14 protein-coding genes are annotated in these 17,257 nt (G+C 51.3%); 1 reads left to right on the top strand and 13 read right to left on the bottom strand.

The window, feature by feature from the left end; all coding sequences use genetic code 11:
- Nucleotides 1-391: 391 nt before the first annotated feature.
- From H3L95_RS00705 to pepN, 5 genes are all read right to left on the bottom strand, one after another.
- Complete coding sequence (locus H3L95_RS00705; RefSeq protein WP_003757346.1) at nt 392-1,372, bottom strand: PhoH family protein; 981 nt, start codon at nt 1,370-1,372, stop codon at nt 392-394.
- A 68-nt stretch (nt 1,373-1,440) separates the two neighbouring features.
- Nucleotides 1,441-3,114, bottom strand: coding sequence for an AMP-binding protein (locus H3L95_RS00700; protein WP_003757344.1), 1,674 nt, complete (start codon nt 3,112-3,114; stop codon nt 1,441-1,443).
- Between the two features lie 105 nt (nt 3,115-3,219).
- Nucleotides 3,220-4,323, bottom strand: coding sequence for a tRNA 2-thiouridine(34) synthase MnmA (gene mnmA, locus H3L95_RS00695; protein WP_003757340.1), 1,104 nt, complete (start codon nt 4,321-4,323; stop codon nt 3,220-3,222).
- Nucleotides 4,324-4,518: 195 nt separating this feature from the next.
- On the bottom strand, nt 4,519-4,947 hold the full coding sequence (locus H3L95_RS00690; RefSeq protein ID WP_003757333.1) for a hypothetical protein: 429 nt from the start codon (nt 4,945-4,947) through the stop codon (nt 4,519-4,521).
- A 149-nt stretch (nt 4,948-5,096) separates the two neighbouring features.
- The gene (pepN, locus tag H3L95_RS00685) at nt 5,097-7,700 is read right to left on the bottom strand and encodes an aminopeptidase N (protein WP_003757331.1); all 2,604 of its coding nucleotides are present in this window, start codon (nt 7,698-7,700) and stop codon (nt 5,097-5,099) included.
- A 418-nt stretch (nt 7,701-8,118) separates the two neighbouring features.
- Between pepN and H3L95_RS00680 the strand changes: the two genes are divergently transcribed.
- Entirely contained in the window at nt 8,119-8,643 is a 525-nt protein-coding gene (locus tag H3L95_RS00680; protein ID WP_009312241.1) for an ACP-like domain-containing protein, read from the top strand.
- Nucleotides 8,644-8,762: 119 nt separating this feature from the next.
- Here the strand turns inward: H3L95_RS00680 and H3L95_RS00675 are convergent, their stop codons facing one another.
- The 8 genes from H3L95_RS00675 to H3L95_RS00640 form a co-directional block, all read right to left on the bottom strand.
- The gene (locus tag H3L95_RS00675) at nt 8,763-10,928 is read right to left on the bottom strand and encodes a TonB-dependent siderophore receptor (protein ID WP_003757319.1); all 2,166 of its coding nucleotides are present in this window, start codon (nt 10,926-10,928) and stop codon (nt 8,763-8,765) included.
- A 401-nt stretch (nt 10,929-11,329) separates the two neighbouring features.
- Entirely contained in the window at nt 11,330-11,860 is a 531-nt protein-coding gene (locus tag H3L95_RS00670) for a CbrC family protein (RefSeq protein WP_003757316.1), read from the bottom strand.
- A gap of 262 nt (nt 11,861-12,122) precedes the next feature.
- Nucleotides 12,123-13,523 carry a hypothetical protein gene (locus H3L95_RS00665; protein ID WP_182096183.1) on the bottom strand — a complete coding sequence of 467 codons (1,401 nt, stop codon included), beginning with the start codon at nt 13,521-13,523 and terminating at the stop codon, nt 12,123-12,125.
- A 15-nt stretch (nt 13,524-13,538) separates the two neighbouring features.
- Nucleotides 13,539-14,978, bottom strand: a complete 1,440-nt coding sequence (locus H3L95_RS00660; RefSeq protein WP_003757311.1) for a hypothetical protein — start codon at nt 14,976-14,978, stop codon at nt 13,539-13,541.
- Between the two features lie 162 nt (nt 14,979-15,140).
- The gene (locus H3L95_RS00655) at nt 15,141-15,779 is read right to left on the bottom strand and encodes a 7-carboxy-7-deazaguanine synthase QueE (protein WP_003757309.1); all 639 of its coding nucleotides are present in this window, start codon (nt 15,777-15,779) and stop codon (nt 15,141-15,143) included.
- Nucleotides 15,776-16,147: a DUF1304 domain-containing protein gene (locus H3L95_RS00650; protein WP_003757307.1), complete on the bottom strand. Its 372-nt coding sequence runs from the start codon at nt 16,145-16,147 to the stop codon at nt 15,776-15,778. The genes H3L95_RS00655 and H3L95_RS00650 overlap by 4 nt, the downstream gene beginning before the upstream one ends.
- Nucleotides 16,148-16,269: 122 nt before the next feature.
- Nucleotides 16,270-16,692, bottom strand: a complete 423-nt coding sequence (gene queD / locus H3L95_RS00645; protein WP_003757305.1) for a 6-carboxytetrahydropterin synthase QueD — start codon at nt 16,690-16,692, stop codon at nt 16,270-16,272.
- A gap of 10 nt (nt 16,693-16,702) precedes the next feature.
- Nucleotides 16,703-17,218 carry a DUF1543 domain-containing protein gene (locus H3L95_RS00640; RefSeq protein WP_003757304.1) on the bottom strand — a complete coding sequence of 172 codons (516 nt, stop codon included), beginning with the start codon at nt 17,216-17,218 and terminating at the stop codon, nt 16,703-16,705.
- Nucleotides 17,219-17,257: the final 39 nt, after the last annotated feature.

Raw genomic sequence — 17,257 nt, 5'->3', positions numbered from 1 at the left:
TTATATATGAATTTATTTTCAGACGACCTCTGAAACCTGACACCCCGTTGCCCGATATCGCCGCCAAAATCGGCTACTAAAACTAAAGCCTTTGTTTTTAAAAAAATCGTCTGAAATTTTATATCATCAGGCTGATGCTTTAAAAACAGCAACGACCGCATATCAGACTCGATAATATTGTTAACAATATCCAATTTTCGGCAGCACAAAATAAGGCATAACAAGATAGGCTGCTTCATCCATTTTGACTTTATATAGTGGATTAACTTTAAACCAGGACGGCGTTATCTCGCCTTGTCCTGATTTAAAGTTAATCCACTATAAAATATGAAAAAGGTCGCCTGAAAACCCATGTTTCAGGTTTTCAGACGACCTTTTTGAACTTCATCGTTTACCGTTCGGCGGCGCTGCTTCTTTCGGCTTGCTCTTCTGCCGCTTCATACGCTTCCACAATTTTCTGAACCAGCGGGTGACGGACGACGTCTTCGCTGGTGAAGGTGTGGAAATACAGCCCTTCCACGTCGCGCAGTTTTTCACGGGCGTCTTTCAAGCCGGATTTGATGTTGCGCGGGAGGTCGATTTGGCTGATGTCGCCGGTGATGACGGCTTTCGCGCCGAAGCCGATACGGGTCAGGAACATTTTCATCTGTTCGGGCGTGGTGTTTTGCGCTTCGTCCAAAATCACATACGCGCCGTTGAGCGTGCGGCCGCGCATGTAGGCGAGCGGGGCGATTTCGATCAGGCCTTTTTCCATCAGTTTGGTCACGCGGTCGAAGCCCATCAGATCGTAGAGCGCGTCGTAGAGCGGACGCAGGTAGGGGTCGACTTTTTGCGCCAAATCGCCGGGTAGGAAGCCGAGTTTTTCGCCAGCTTCGACGGCGGGGCGGACGAGGACGATGCGTTCGATTTGGTGTTTTTCCATGGCATCGACGGCGGCAGCGACGGCGAGATAGGTTTTACCCGTACCGGCAGGCCCCAGCCCGAAGACGACGTCGTGGTTTAACAGCGCGCGGATGTAGCCGTTTTGGCGCGGGGTGCGCCCGCCTATGCTGCCGCGTTTGGTGCGGAAATAATATTGTTGGTCGTGATGTTTTTCTTCGTGTTTCTCGTCGGCGGTTTTGGCTTCGACGGCAGCGAGGCGGATGGCGTTGTCGTCCAAATCGCCTTGTTCGGCGGCTTCGGCGAGCGCGAGCAAGGCGCGGCGGCCGGCGTGGGCGAGTTCGCCCATGAAGGTGAAGTGTTCGAAGCGGCGGCTGATTTGGATGTCGAGGGCTTTGCCCAAGGCTTCAAGGTTGCTGTCGAGTGCGCCGCAGAGGCGTTGGAGGACGGTGTTGTCGATGTCTTCAAGTTGCAGGTGGACGGTATGGGTCATATCTTGTTTCCATGATGATTAAAGGTCGTCTGAAAGGTGCGGGATGCTTTTCAGACGACCTCTCGGTGTTATTTGTTTTGCGCTTGTTCGCGAAGCTCGCGGCGCAGGATTTTGCCGACGTTGGACTTGGGCAGTTCGTCGCGGAACTCGATGTCTTTCGGCACTTTATAAGCGGTCAGCTCGGTACGGCAGAATTCGATGAGTTCTTCTTTGGTCAGGCTCGGGTCTTTTTTGACGACGAAGACTTTGAGGGCTTCGCCTGTTTTTTCGTTGGGCACGCCGATACAGGCGACTTCCATGACTTTATCGTTGTGTGAAACGACTTCTTCGATTTCGTTCGGATAAACGTTGAAACCGGAAACGACGATGAGGTCTTTTTTGCGGTCAACCAGTTTCAGCCAGCCTTTTTCGTCCATGACGGCGATGTCGCCGGTTTCCAAAAAGCCGCGCGCGTCTATGGTTTTAGCAGTTTCTTCGGGGCGGTTCCAATAGCCTTTCATCACTTGCGGGCCGCGCACCCAAAGTTCGCCCGGCTGTCCGACGGGGACTTCTTTGCCGTCCGCATCGCGCAATTCGACTTCGGTGGAGGGAACGGGCAATCCGATGCCGCCGCTGTACGCTTCGATATTGAGCGGGTTGCAGCACACGCCGGGGCTGGCTTCAGTCAGGCCGTAGGCTTCAACGATGGGCGTGCCGGTGATTTTTTTCCATTTTTCGGCGACGGCTTTTTGAGTCGCCATGCCGCCGCCCAAAGTCAGGCGCAGATTGGAGAAATCGACGGTAGCGAAATCGGGTTGGTTGACCATGCCGTTAAACAAGGTGTTCACGCCGATGAAGACGCTGATGCGCTCTTTTTTGAGTTCGCCGATAAAGCCTTTCATGTCGCGCGGGTTGGTAATCAGGATGATTTTGGAACCGGCATTGGTGAAAATCATCAGGTTCACCGTCAGGGCGAAGATGTGGTAAAGCGGCAGCGCGGCGATGACGGTTTCTTTGCCTTCGCGCAGTTGGTTTTTAATCCATTCTTTCGCCTGCAGCATATTGGCGCAGATATTGCCATGGCTGAGGACGGCGCCTTTTGCCACGCCGGTCGTGCCGCCCGTGTATTGCAACAGCGCGGTATCTTCGCGGGTCAGGGTAACGGGGCGGAAGGTATGCGCCGCACCTTCTTTCAGGGTCGTCTGAAAAGGGATAGCGCCGGAAATGCGGTATTCGGGCACCATTTTTTTGATTTTGCGCAGCACGAAATTCATCAGCGTGCCTTTGAAGAAGCCGAACATTTCTCCGACAGAAGCGACGATGACGTGTTTGATTTGCGTGCGCGGCAACACCAGCTCCAGCGTGTTGGCAAAATTTTCCAAAACGATGATGGTGGTCGCGCCGCTGTCTTTCAACTGATGCTCCAGCTCGCGCGGGGTGTAGAGCGGGTTGGTGTTTACCGCCACCAACCCCGCCTGCAGGATGCCGAAAAGTGCAATCGGGTATTGCAGCAGGTTGGGCAGCATAATCGCCACGCGCTCGCCGCGCGGCAGCTTCAGGACGTTTTGCAGATAGGAGGCAAAGTCTTGCGCCAGCTTGCCGACCTCGGCGTAAGTGAGCGTTTTACCCATGTTTTGAAACGCGGGTTGATGCGCGAATTTTTCAACGCTTTGACGGAATACGTCGCTGATAGAGCTGTATTGCGTGATGTCGATTTCGGCATTGACGCCTTGTTCGTAGCTGTTGAGCCAGAGTTTTTCCATATAAATAGTCTTGTTTCGTTGGTTTTATGGTTGTCTTGAGGTCGTCTGAAAAGACGGGAACAAACCCGCTGTAATGGTTTTCAGACGACCTTTTATCTTTTTTATTCAAGCAGTAATAATGACGGGCTTGTCGGTGGACATGATAATGCCGCCGCCCAAGCAGACGTCGCCGTCGTACAGTACGGCGGATTGACCGGGCGTTACCGCCCATTGCGGTTCGTCAAACACCAGCTCGACCGTTTCATCATCGAGATAACGCAATTCGCAGGGCGCATCCGCCATGCGGTAGCGGGTTTTGCAGGTGTAGCGCCCTTCTTTTGGCCGTTCGGGCAGAGTGAAACTCAAATCGTTCATGACGAGGCTGCGGGTATAGAGCAGCGGATGGTCATGACCTTGCACGACGATGAGTTCGTTTTTCGTCAAATCCTTCGCGGCAACAAACCACGGCTCGCCCGCGCCGCCGATGCCCAATCCTTTGCGCTGTCCGAGCGTGTAGAACATCAGCCCGACGTGTTCGCCGACGGTTTTGCCTTCGGGCGTCACCATTTTGCCGTTGTTGGTCGGCAGGTATTTTTGCAGGAACTCGCGGAACGGACGTTCGCCGATGAAGCAGATGCCGGTACTGTCTTTTTTAGCGGCAGTCGGCAAATTGAATTCGGCGGCAAGGCGGCGGACTTCAGGTTTTTCCAAATCGCCCAACGGGAAAATCGCGCGCTCGAGTTGGAAAGGCTTGAGGCGGTAGAGGAAATAGCTTTGGTCTTTGTTTTGATCCAAACCTTTGAGCAGGTAATGAGTGCCGTTGCGGACTTCTTTGCGCGCATAGTGTCCGGTGGCAATCGTATCCGCGCCCTGCTCTATGGCGTAGTCCAAAAAGCATTTGAATTTGATTTCCGCGTTGCACAACACATCCGGATTCGGCGTGCGCCCCGCGCTGTATTCTTTGAGGAAATAAGCGAATACGTTGTCTTTGTATTGGGCGGCAAAATTGACGATGTCGATGTCGATGCCGATAATGTCGGCGACGGCAATGGCATCGAAAGAGTCTTGCTTGATGCTGCAATATTCGTCATTGTCGTCGTCCTCCCAGTTTTGCATAAACACACCGCGCACTTGATAACCCTCCTGTTTGAGCAAGGCGGCGGTTACGGAGGAATCGACACCGCCGGAGAGTCCGACGATGATGTTTGAAGGTTGTTGAGTAATGTCCATGAAAGGGATATGGGTAGGAAACAGCAGTTTTTAAAGGCGGATTTTAGCACATTTTGATGAAGGGATAAGGAAGGCTACCCCATAAGACAGACGGGGTTTGAATGATGTTTTATTGGAAATTCAAGAAATTAAATGATATTTGATAGAAAAAAGCCGCCTGAAACCGCTACCATCGGTTTTCAGACGACCTTTTACTTATTCGGATACGTCGGCTGCTTTTTCTTTTTGTCGGGTGAACACATCGCCCTTTCTGTAAGCATTGCGCTTTCCGTGCAAACTGTAATACTCGACAAGCTGTCCGTTTCTGCGCACGAAATATCCGCGGTCTTTTTCATATTTCGGACAATGCGTGTACCAAGAATCGTCGCCTTCGCTGCAATAGCTCAAATACAGTTTGCCGCGTTTGACATAGCCTTTTACCTTGCCGCTGCCGCCCGGACCATTAGAACGGCCTTCATTCCACTCTCCGGAAATAATGTATTTCGGTGATTGTTTAATATTAAAATATTTACCGTAGATACCATCTTCCAGTTCTTGTTCATACCCCCAATTTCCAGAAAAATCAGCGGCTAATGCTTGACCTGCAAACCATAATGCACACGCTGCAAGAATATATTTCTTCATTTTAGCCTCATCGTTCAATCAATAATAAACAGATGGCATTTTATGACGAAGCAGAATATGTGTCTATCACAAAAGGTCGTCTGAAATGACAGTTTCAGACGACCTTTTTTATCACATTACAATAACTTTCATCACCATTTCAGACGGTCTCAATCCAAAATCTTGCCGACGATTTCGCCCACGTCTTTCGACAATCCTTCCTGCGCCCGAATGCGCTGCAATTCTTGTTTCACCAAGTTTTTGCGGTGCGGCTCGAGCTTGTTGCAGAGGTTGAACGCCTGCACCAGACGGGCGGCGACCTGCGGGTTGAAGCGGTCGATTTCGATGACTTTGTCGGCGATGAAGCGGTAGCCGCTGCCGTCTTGTGCGTGGAAATGCGGGACGTTGCGGCTGAAGCTGCCGATGAGCGAACGGGCTTTGTTGGGGTTTTCGAGGCTGAATTTCGGATGCTGCAAGGCGGTTTGAACCTGTTGCAGGGTATCGCTGCGGCGGCTTGAGCCGATGAGGGCAAAATATTTGTCCATCACCAGCGCGTCGTCTGAAAACTTGTCGGCAAACTGCGCCAGCAGGCGGTTGCGCGTATCGCCTTCGTTGCCGTTGACGGCGGACAGGATGCCCCATTCGTGGGTCATGTTTTGCGCCATTTCGCCGTATTTTTCGGCAACGGTTTCGATGTGTGCAGGGTCGGCGCGCAGGACGAAGGCGCGGCAGACGTTGCGCAACGTGCGCCAGCCGGCGGTTTCGGGGCTGTACTCGTAGCTTTGGTTTTCCTGCTTCGCCGCCTGACGGTTCAATTCGTGCCATTTCGGCAGGAAGTGGACGGCAAGCGTATCCAACAAGGCTTCGCGCGCCTGATGGTAGCGCAGCGGGTCGATGTTTTCCGCGCCGTCCCACAGTTCGGCTTCGGACGGCACGCCCAAAAGCAGGGCTTTGAAGGCGTTGTCTAAGAGGTCGTCTGAAATGACTTTTTCGACGGCGGCAAGCAGTTTTTCATGTTTCGGTAACTCTACGCCGTCTGAAAGCGCGGCAAGGTTAGCGGCGACGGCGCGGCGGTAGAGCGTTTGGGCGGCTTCCCAGCGCGTGAAGGCATCGCTGTCGTGGGCAAGCAGGAGCAGCAGGTCGTCGTCGCTGTACGGATAATTCAAATGCACCGGCGCGCTGAACCCGCGCAACAGCGAGGGAACGACGGCTTCGGTTACGCCTTCGAGCGGGAAGGTCTGTTCGGCTTCGGTCAGCAGCAACACGGCTTCGGTCGTGCGTTTGCCCTGATAATCGAATGCCACCGCTTCGCCGTTGCGGTTCAGCAGCCCGATTTTGACGGGAATCATCATCGGCTGCTTGTCCGCCATATCGGGCGTGGGCGGCACGGTTTGTTTAATGGTTAACTCGAAAATATTGTTTTTCAGACGACCTTTCGCTTCCAAAACGGGCGTGCCCGCCTGGCTGTACCACAAGGCGAATTGGTCGAGATTGATACCGTTCGCGTCCGCCATCGCCGCGCGGAAATCGTCGCAGGTCACGGCCTGCCCGTCGTGGCGTTGGAAATAGAGCTTCATGCCTTTCTGAAAGCCCTCTTCACCGAGCAGGGTGTGATACATCCGCACCACTTCCGCGCCTTTTTCATAAACGGTCATGGTGTAGAAATTATTCATCTCCTCATAGCTGGCGGGGCGCACCGGATGGGCGGTCGGGCCTGCGTCTTCAGGGAACTGGTGCTGGCGCAGCAGGCGGATGTTTTCGATGCGGCGCACGGCGCGGCTGGCGCGGTCGCCGGAAAATTCTTGGTCGCGGAACACGGTCAGCCCTTCTTTCAGCGAAAGCTGGAACCAGTCGCGGCAGGTCACGCGGTTGCCCGTCCAGTTGTGGAAATATTCGTGTCCGACCACGGATTCGATGCCTTCGAAATCGGTATCGGTGGCGGTACGGCTGTCGGCGAGGACGAACTTGGTGTTAAAGATGTTCAAACCCTTGTTTTCCATCGCGCCCATATTGAAATCGCCCACGGCGACGACCATGAAAATATCCAAGTCGTATTCCAAACTGAAGCGCGTTTCGTCCCATTTCATCGCGTTTTTCAAGGATTCCACGGCAAAGCCGACCTTGGGCTTGTCCGCTTCGGTGGTGTAAAACTCGATTTTGACGTTTCTGCCGCTCATGGTGGTGAAACGGTCTTCCGTTACCGCCAAATCGCCCGCGACCAAAGCAAACAGATAGCTCGGTTTGGCAAACGGGTCTTCCCATTTCACCCAATGGCGGCCGTCTGAAAACTCGCCGCCGTCGATTTTGTTGCCGTTGGAGAGCAATACGGGATAGCGTTTTTTGTCCGCGACGATGGTGGTCGTGAACTTGGACATCACATCCGGACGGTCGATGTAGAACGTGATTTTGCGGAAGCCCTCCGGCTCGCACTGGGTAAACAGATTGCCGCCGGAAGCATACAGCCCCATCAGCGATTTGTTTTCCGCCGGCAGGATTTCGGTTTCCACTTCAACGGTGAAGCGCTCGGACGGCACGTCTGCAATCGTCAGCGTCTCGCCTTCCAACACATAATCCGCCGCCACGCCGTTGATTTTGACGGACAAGAGTTTCGCCGAACCGTCCAACACCAGCGGCTCCTCCACCCTCTGCGGCTCAACCGTCAAACGGGATTTCACGACGGTTTGCGGTTCGGCAATGTCAAAATGCAGGTCGGTTTCGAGAATGCGGTAGGCAGGCGTTTGGTAATCTTTCAGATAACGGACGGTTTTGCTCATGGTTTTGCTTTCGGGTTAGGAATCAATTAAAGAAATGAAAAGAGATAGGGTGGATAACTTTCATCGGACGGCGTCGCTGCGCCTTGTTCTGACGGCTGTCATCCCCTATTGGGTCGTCTGAAAATGCAATCTTAACAAAATAACAAACTTCGCACCCATCATCCCACAAAAATACCTTTTATCCAATATTTCATGCCACAAAGTCAGGTGCGACCCCGTCTTCCGTTTACGCTGTTAGAATGCCCCCTTCGCCCCCGCACGGGTATAATCCGTTGCCATATCGGCAATCGCGGAATGACCGAAATTGCTTTAGGATTTCGGGCAGCCAACCGCCCGATCCGACAAGGAGCGGATGAACCTTTACCGGCATTCCCGTTCCAATCCGTCAGGTTTTGATTATCTTTGAGGTGTGATAAATATGTCTTCCAAACCTTTGCTCCTTTTGTGTTCCACATTGACTGCATTGCTATGCGCCTGCAGCGCCGGCAACGAAGCGGCAGAAGCCAGCGCATCCGGTGCTTCAAATGCGTCGGCAGCCGCAGCCTCCCAAGCCCCGGCACAAGCCGCCGCTTCCGAGGCAGCATCAGCCTCCGCGCCTTCCGCCACACAAAATCTGACCGGTTTGGATCAGGCAAAATGGCAAACCTACCGCTGCAAAGACAACGGCAGCGTATCAGTCCGCTATTTCAAAACAGAGGACGGCGCCGCGGCGCAAGTACGCTTTAAAGGTGCCGAATTTGTCGCACCTTTCAGCCCCGAAATGAGCAACGAAGATTTGAACGCCTTTAGCGACGGTCAATACACTTGGACAATCGGCAACTTTACGGAAACCGATTTCTACAAGGAAGACGGCGGTTTTCTGGTTCATCATGAAGCCTCGGAAGAAACGCCTGACAACATGACGGACAACCTGCTGCTGCAAGAATGCGCCCCGTCCCAATAGCATTGCCGTTTTAGAGAAAACCATCCACCCAATTTCTCCCCAATACACGCCATACAAACCAAAAGGTCGTCTGAAAACCTCAAATCGAGATTTTCAGACGACCTTTTCTTCTGCCTGCTTTAGAACGTGTGTTTCAACGTAGCGGTCAGGCTGCGCGGCGTGCCGTAAACGTGGATGTCGGGCATGGTGCGGTAGCGTTTGTTGAACACGTTTTCAAAGTCCAAACCGATTTGGGTGGATTTGCCGATTTTGTAATGCGCGGTCAAGTCCAGCGTAGCGTATGGGCGTTGGGTCAATGCAGCGGCAGCAGCCGGATTGATATCTGCGGGATATTCGTCCAGCGTATGGCTGCGGCTTTGCCAGTTGACGTTTGCGCCTAAGTTCAAACGGTCGGTTACGTCGTACGCCGTGAAGAGTTTGAACAAATGAACGGGATAAGACGGATGCAGTTGCTTGCCTTCGCTGTCTTTGATTTTGGAACGTGCATAAGAAGCATTAAGTAGCCATCTGTCGCTCAAGCGTCCGCCGACGGCAAGCTCCCAGCCCTTGGTCGTCGTTTTATCAGCAGAGCGGTAGTATTCTTCGCCGTTTGGCAATCTACCCGCATAAACGCCCAAATGGTCGCGTTTGTTCATAAAGACGGACGCAGAAGCATTCAGACGACCGTCAAACCATGAGCCTTTCAAACCGGTCTCGTAGGTTTTGCCGCGTTGCGGTTCGAGCGCCGCGCCGTTTTTGGTCAGGTAACGCACTTGCGGACGGAAGATGGTGGTGTACGACGCGTAGGCGGTTAAGTTTTCACCAATATCGAGGGTTGCACCCAGATAAGGAATGAAAACTTTTTGTTTGTGGCTGCTGTAAGCGAATTTGTTGCGGTTGGTGCTGTAACGGTATCGCCAGTCTACAAAACGTGCACCACCGATCAGGGCGAATCGGTCAGTCAGTTTGAAACGGGTCGAGCCGTAAACCGACAGGTTTTTCATATTGGTAAAACCGTCGCGCAAATACGGCATATCGGGCTGTGCAACATTACCGTCAAATTGGCGCAAATCAGGAATAATCGATTCGCCTTCCTGATAGAAAGACAGGTTTTCTCGGTTGCCCTGATAGCTGATACCTGCATTAAATTCATGTGAACGACCGAAAGCGGGATAGTCGCCGTCCAAAGTCAGCGAGAAATCTTGGTCGCGGTATTTGCTGCGGTCACGATCTGAAGTGAAAAGCGCAGAGTAATCAGGATTGATTTCGTATGTACCAGCAATGCCTGAAACGATGTCGCTTTTACCTGTCAGATAGCTGTAATCGCCCGTCAACCTCCAGCCGTTGGCAAACTCATGACTGAGGGAAGTGAATACTTCGGCGCTGTTGTCTTTGCCGTATGCCCAGCGTGCGGACGAGTTCTTGCGCGGCGAAGATTCAAACGGCTTGAATCCGTCGTTGCGGTTTCCCGCTACGGTCAGATAGCTGAAACGCGAGCTGCCGTTATTGCGGAAACGGTGTATTTCCGTACCGAGGCGCCAGTGGGTTTGCGGCGTGAGGTCGTAAGACAGAATGCCGTAGAAAGTGTGATTGTGGCGCGAAGTGTTCGGCAGGTAATCACCGCCGTGGTCGCTGACCAAAATGGCGCGGCCGCGCAAGGTATTGTCGGCATTCAGAGGATGATTGGCATCAAGGACGAAGCGGTAGTGTTTCCAAGAACCGACACCGGCTTCCACGCTGACGGCTGGCTTGGCAGTCGGTTTTTTGCGTTCCAAAGCAACCGTACCGCCCGGCTCGCCCATACCGCCGTTGGACAAACCGCTCGCGCCGCGCACGACGACGACTTGTTCGTACAATGCGCTGTCCAGATTGTTGGTGCCGCGGCGTATGGCTTTACCGTCGTAAAGAAATTTGGGCGCGCCGTCCACAGAAATGCTGTCAATCGCCTGACTGCGCGAAATAAATTGGCTGTGGCCGGAAACGTTGTTGCCCATTTTGCTGTGGAACACGCCCGGTGTTTGTTTCAACACGTCCTGCAAGGTATCCAAACCTTGGTCGTCCATTTGTTTTTCGGTAACGACGGACAAAGACTGCGGCGTTTCGCGCTGGGTCATGCGGATGCCTGTGGCGGCGGAAGAAGTCGGAATGGTGTAGTTGGAGGTTGTCTGTTTACCAACGCCCCGTACTTGGACGGTAGGCAAATCAACCTGCTCAACCCCATCCCCTGCACCTAAGGAGTAAGCAGATAAAAGTGCCGCAGCAACAGCAACCGGCAAACGCGCCGGACGAAATTTAGATAATGGCATGGTGTCTCCTAATTATTTAGCCGTCCGAACGGCAGTGGAGTTCCAAACCTCCTTGCACCATTCGGCAGCAAACGGCTTTTTTGTGTATTAAATAAGAATTTTTATCAAATTTCTGTAATAGGATGAAATAAAACGGTCGGAGTATAGGGAACTGACGGGCATGAATCAAATAATTTACACAGTCCCCGACACATCATTTTCATCTGCATGACCATCTTTCATTCTCAATCAAACAAATCCGACAGCCGCAAAAAAGGTCGTCTGAAAAGTTTCAGACGACCTTTGGCTGATTTATGTGAAAGATAAATCTGTTGTATCAATTTTCCAAATTCAACTTAAGTGGCAGCGGTGAGGCATTTTGCTGATAGGTTTCAAAATCGACAGTTTTCTATCATCCAATCCTAACTTTCATCCACATGGAGTCTATACTTGCCACAATGACGACATTGAAAAAGATAACCTGCCATGTCGCCATCTCGACTGAGACATTCCTCCAAAATATCACGGTCAAATCCATCCGAAAGTTCATAATCTGCCAAGATAGCTTCTTTTTCCGGCATCTGGTTCAGTTCATCCATTCCCACATGATCAATGAAATTACAGAAATCATCACAACAAGCTAACCAATATTCCCCCTGCCAGCTGCTATAACCCGGCGTGGTACGGAAAAAGTTTTTAACCCGATCCGGATCGCTGACCATTTCAGATTCTGCATCTTGAATATAATCACCATCAAACTTATCTGCCGCAGCTCCACTGGCTACACACTCCAAACAAAGACAATCAATCTCCTCTGTCGCATACATACTATCCAAATAAAGATCAGGGACACAGCCGCAAACCTGACAAACAAGACCGTCTTGATTGCGCTCAATTGGACCAAATTCCAGTTGATAAATATTCGGATGATAAGGAAATTTAACGTGGCTCATGATTTCAAATCTTTAATTTTAGGTTAAAACAGCCTTACTTGAAGCTTTTGCCCCAAGCTTTATTGGCAAATACGATACTGTAAACAAAATGTGCAACTCTCTGCATAATTTGGATTTTACACTGTTTCAGATAACAGACGATTTAGTATGGCGTTTTCTGATTACCCAATCAGTTTTAAAAAATCCGACAGCCGCAAAAAAGGTCGTCTGAAAAGTTTCAGACGACCTTTGGCTGATTTATGCGAAAAATAAAACCGTTATATCAATTTTCCAAATTCAATTTCAGTGGCAGCGGTGAGGCATTTTGCTGATAGATTTCAAAATCCAAAGCCTTCTGTTCTTCGTTCCAGCGCAATCTACGGGAAGGACTGGAATGTTTTGCCAAAACGCTTTCTAAAGCAGTACGGCGTTTACCGGCAGGCAGTCGGTATAACTCTAAAGCGGCTTGGAATGCGTGTTGCTGCATGGCGGTATCTTGCAGGTCATGGACGTAATCAACGTAATCCGGAACCATAATTGCTGCCTGTAAGCAACCTACACTATTGTCGACACATGCCCATTTATGTTTAAAAGAATCCGGTCTCAGCACCAGCCCCGATTGCATTTTTCTGTCAGCATCTAGGGTAACTGTGGTTTCTGGTTTGCAGAAGGTAGCAAAATGCGGAGCGTAAAGCGCTTGGGTGTGTGCAGAATCGAGATTAGGTCGAATTAAGGGGATAATCGATCTGATATCCTCTGTCCCCATACCTGAATTTATCAACTCGCGAAATTGGCCTTGTATTAAATCAAACGGTCCATTTTCCCTTTTACGCATGTCATTGCCGATCACTCGGAACTCACTGCTTATAGCCGAACAGATACTTTGTTCTTTCGCCGTCAAGGGCTCAAACATTCCATCGCATTCGGCGGGCAGGCGGTTTGCCCATTCGGGTTTTTCGTACAGCATTTGCGCGGCAAGATCAGTATTCCTGCGGATGGCTTCGGTACCCGTCTCAACGTAAATCATACCCGGAGCATGATGCAGCATGTTCCGACCGATTTTAATGTTACGACAGACACGCTGCCATGCTTCGTTCTCCTTTCCCGTCGCCCAATCAACGGCTTCGGCTTTGCTGCCATATGCCGCCACCCATGGAAATTTTGCAAACGGGATCGTAAGTGAATCATCGTCACTCAACCATTCTCTAGGAACAAAGATATCGTAGTTGGCAAGCGCATCCATATTTGCCAATAATGCGGCATTTTTTTCCACTTCGGCTTTGTATTTCGGCAAATCTGCGCGGATAGCATTCAGACACTCCGCCATCCTTTCGCTACACCCCAATGATTCGTTATAGAGATTCAATTCAGCAATCCGCCTGCCTTGCAATTCCTGATTCTGCTTGAGGACATCTTGATGATATCTAATTTCGTTACCGAAACGCTTCATCAAGTCGGCGCGGTCGGCATCATTTTTCGTGCGGAATTCCAGCAGCCACAAGGCATCTATGCCGTTTTTCAAAGACGGCGACGGGGTGGACTGAATGGAAAGCAGCGCCAAATCCGCTTGCGCGGCTTGGATTTCGCGCTGTTTCAGATAATAGGGAACGATGTAGAGGACGACCGCTACGACAAGCAACAGGATGATCAGTGCCCAAAGCAAGTATTTCCAGAAACGTTTCATGATGCTCTTCCCGTATCAATTTTCCAAATTCAATTTAAGTGGCAGCGGTGAGGCATTTTGCTGATAGGTTTCAAAATCCAAAGCCTTCTGTTCTTCATTCCAGCGCAATCTACGGGAAGGGCTGGAATGTTTTGCCAAAACGCTTTCTAAAGCAGCACGGCGTTTACCGGCAGGCAGTCGGTATAACTCTAAAGCGGCTTGGAATGCGCGTTGCTGCATGGCGGTATCTTGCAGGCGATGAACGTTGGAGTCGTAGGCAGGAAGAGTAATAGCGTAAGTGATACAGCCGACACTATTGCCCATACACGCCCATTTTTTAGCGAATGTTTGGTTCATATCTTCCGGAGGCATCCATTTCGCCTTGGTGTCATTTTTCAAAATAGCCATTTTTTCCGGTTTGCAGTAGGCAGCGAAGTAAGGCGAGATGTGGGCTAATGTATGTTCTGCATCCACATTAGGACGCAATAGAAGAGAAAGCATTATGTCGGCATACTGTATTTCTCCGTTCATTAATGTCAGCAACTCATAAAATCCATTCACATTCATGTACCACTTCTGTAAGAACCATAATCTTTGCTGTTCAAATTCCCATCGCCGTAGTGAATTGGCACTTAACCGAAACTCTTCCTGAGCTATCAAACAAATATTTTGTTCCTCTGCTGTCAGAACATCAAACATCCCATCACATTCGGCAGGCAGACGGTTTGCCCACTCGGGTTTTTCGTACAGCATTTGCGCGGCAAGGTCGGTATTCCTTCGGATAACGGCATTCCCTATCATGGCGTAAATCAACTCAGGATCATTATTCAGCATACTGCGCCCTGTCTTGATGTTGCGGCAAACGCGCTTCCATGCCTCGGCTTCCCGCCCTTCCGCCCAATCAAGTGCGGCAGGTTTTCTACCGTATGTCACGAATTGCAGTTTTGGAAGCGGTTTATTAGCAATACCATAATCATCATTAGGCCAATCTCTTGAAACAAAAATATCGTAGTCGGCAAGCCTGTCTACATTGGCTAACAGTTCGGCGTATTTTTCCACCCCAGCTTTCGATTTCGGCAAGTCGGCACGCACTTCAGCCAAGCACTCTTGCGCCGTTGTACCACAGTCCAATGATTTATCATCGTACTCAGGGACAATAAGCCGCCTGCCTTGCAATTCCTGATTCTGCTTAAGGATATCTTGGTTGTTATTGCTTTGGAGGTCGCTTCCGAAACGCTTCATCAAATCGGCACGGTCGGCATCATTTTTCGTGCTGAATTCCAGCAGCCACAAGGCATCTATGCCGTTTTTCAAAGACGGTGACGGGGTGGACTGAATGGAGAGCAGCGCCAAATCCTCCTGCGCGGCTTGGATTTCGCGCTGTTTCAGATAATAGGGAACGATGTAGAGGACGACCGCTATGACAAGCAGCAGGATGACCAGCGTCCAAAGCAAGTATTTCCAGAAACGTTTCATGATGTTTTTATAGAGTCAGGCAAAATAAGGCGATTATACTGTGTATCGGCTTTATTTTTTGCATTTGCCATATCAAAAGGGCCAGATATCCATACCCGGCCCTTTTATCTTTTCAGACGACCTTTTAACTCCCCAACCTTACATCAATATGTCGTCTGAAACCTACTCTATCCCCGCCCATTTGTGCGTCTGCACGCTCAACTGCCAATGCACGGGCGCGTCGGGGCGGCTGTTTAAGATACCGATTTGGCGGATGGTGTCGTAGATATTCATCACGCCGTTTTGTTCACAGGGCGAAAGGTAGTAATGACGGGCGCGGATTTTGCGTTCCATGTTTTCGCAGAACGCAACGACATCGCCGTCGGCAACGATGCGCACTTCGTCGGCTGTTTCGATGCAGCTTTTTTCGTATTTGGCGGCGTAGCAGGCTTTGGGGCTGGTGGCGACGTAGTCGATTTGCGGCGGCACGGGCTTGAGTCCGTTGGTTTCAATACAGAGGAAATAACCTTCTGCCTTGAGCGCGTCCAGCAGCGTATCGAGATGCGGCTGTATGGTCGGTTCGCCACCGGTGATGATGATATTGCGGACGGTGTAGGTTTTCAGACGACCTAAGATGTCGGACAGGCTCATCATACTGAATTTCAAATAATCGGTATCACACCAGCCGCACGCCAGATTGCATTTGCCCAAGCGGACGAACACGGCAGGCATGCCCGTGTTCCAGCCCTCACCTTGCAGGCTCTCGAAAATTTCGACGATGCGGTATTGCGGATTTTCGGGGGCAACGCTGATTTTTTTCATACCGCCAACACCGCTGCCGCCGCCAGCATCGCGGGCAGGCCTTGTTTGACGAGTATACCTTTGTTGCCGGAAGAGAACGCACCCCATGCGGCGGCAATCAAGACGAAGCCGAGAAACAGAATCGTCGCGCCGTAAACGGCATTGTCCGGCGCGGCAAACCGAGACCACACCAGCCCGATGCCGAGAAAGCCGTTATACAGCCCTTGGTTGCTGAACAGGGTCTGCACGCGCTTTTGTTCCATAAATTCATAAGGCAGCTTGAACATTTCCGCCGCTTTTTCGCTGGGAATCTGCGTCATTTCAAGCCAGGCGATGTAGAAATGTTCGGCGGCGACGAGGAGGACTAAGAGGGTGGAAAGGAGTTTCATGGGTGTTCCTTTTAATGGGTGTGTTTGATATGAAAGGTCGTCTGAAACATAGGCAATCGGGTTTTCAGACGACCTTTTTGCTTTTTAACGGATGATTTTGGTTCGCTGGCAAAACCGCGCCCCTACTCCCCTTCATACTCCGCACTCGATGTCGGCGTTTCCCACAATTTCACGATGCACACTTTCAGCCCCGCGTTTTTCAAACGGTCGTACATTTCGACCGCCATATTTTCGGCAGTGGTGCGGCAGGGCAGGCACAGGGTTTTCATGTTCCAGCCCTCCAAGAGCGCGGCGATTTGGCATTCGCGGCCGTTGCCGCCATGGTAGATAAACGCGTGGTCGAAGGGATCGGTAATGTGTTTTTTCACAATGGCTTTGAGGTCGGTGAAATCCATCACCATGCCGTCTTTCGGCCCGCCCCTGACGGGGTCGTCTGAAACGGTGATTTCGAGTTTGTAGGTATGCCCGTGCAGGTTTTGGCATTTGCCGTCATGCCCGTCGAGCATGTGTGAGGAGTCGAAGGTGAATATCTTGGTAATTTTCATGGTGGGTACTTTAAATCGGTAAATAGCCCTGAAAGCCGATTTCGGCAGACTTGCCGTGCGGATTCGGGGTCAGGCGGATGGTGTGATTGCCGATGCGGTCGAGCCGGAGCAGGTTGTCCACGTCTTTTAAGTTGTCTTTATGCTGCTGGATATGGTCGGTCAACAGGGTTTGCAGGGCTTTTTGTTTGGCTTCGGCGGGCGTAGCAGCAACGAACAGTCCGAAAGCGTGCGCCTCGGCAAGCTGCCCCGCGCGATAGCCGCCGACATTGACGAAATACAGGTGCGGGACGTTTTCAGACGCCCCCTGCGGCTCGGCGTGGTCGGATACATCGACATCGTAACCGTCCACCCATTCGACAACCTGCCAGCCGTCAATGTGGATTTTGTCCGCATCGCCGAACCATGCGGCTTTGAGCGCGGGAATGGCTTCGCGGTAGTCGTCGCACACGGCAAATTGGATGTCGTGCACTTCGATATTGGAGCGGCCTGCGTTACCGCCGAGATAGAACATATAAAGTTTGGGCATCTTCGTCCTGACGTATTGTTGAAGTTTGGAAATCAGCTG

It is taken from the genome of Neisseria sicca, assembly GCF_014054945.1.
Lineage (GTDB): Bacteria > Pseudomonadota > Gammaproteobacteria > Burkholderiales > Neisseriaceae > Neisseria > Neisseria sicca.
This window is presented reverse-complemented; position numbering and strand designations above follow the sequence as displayed.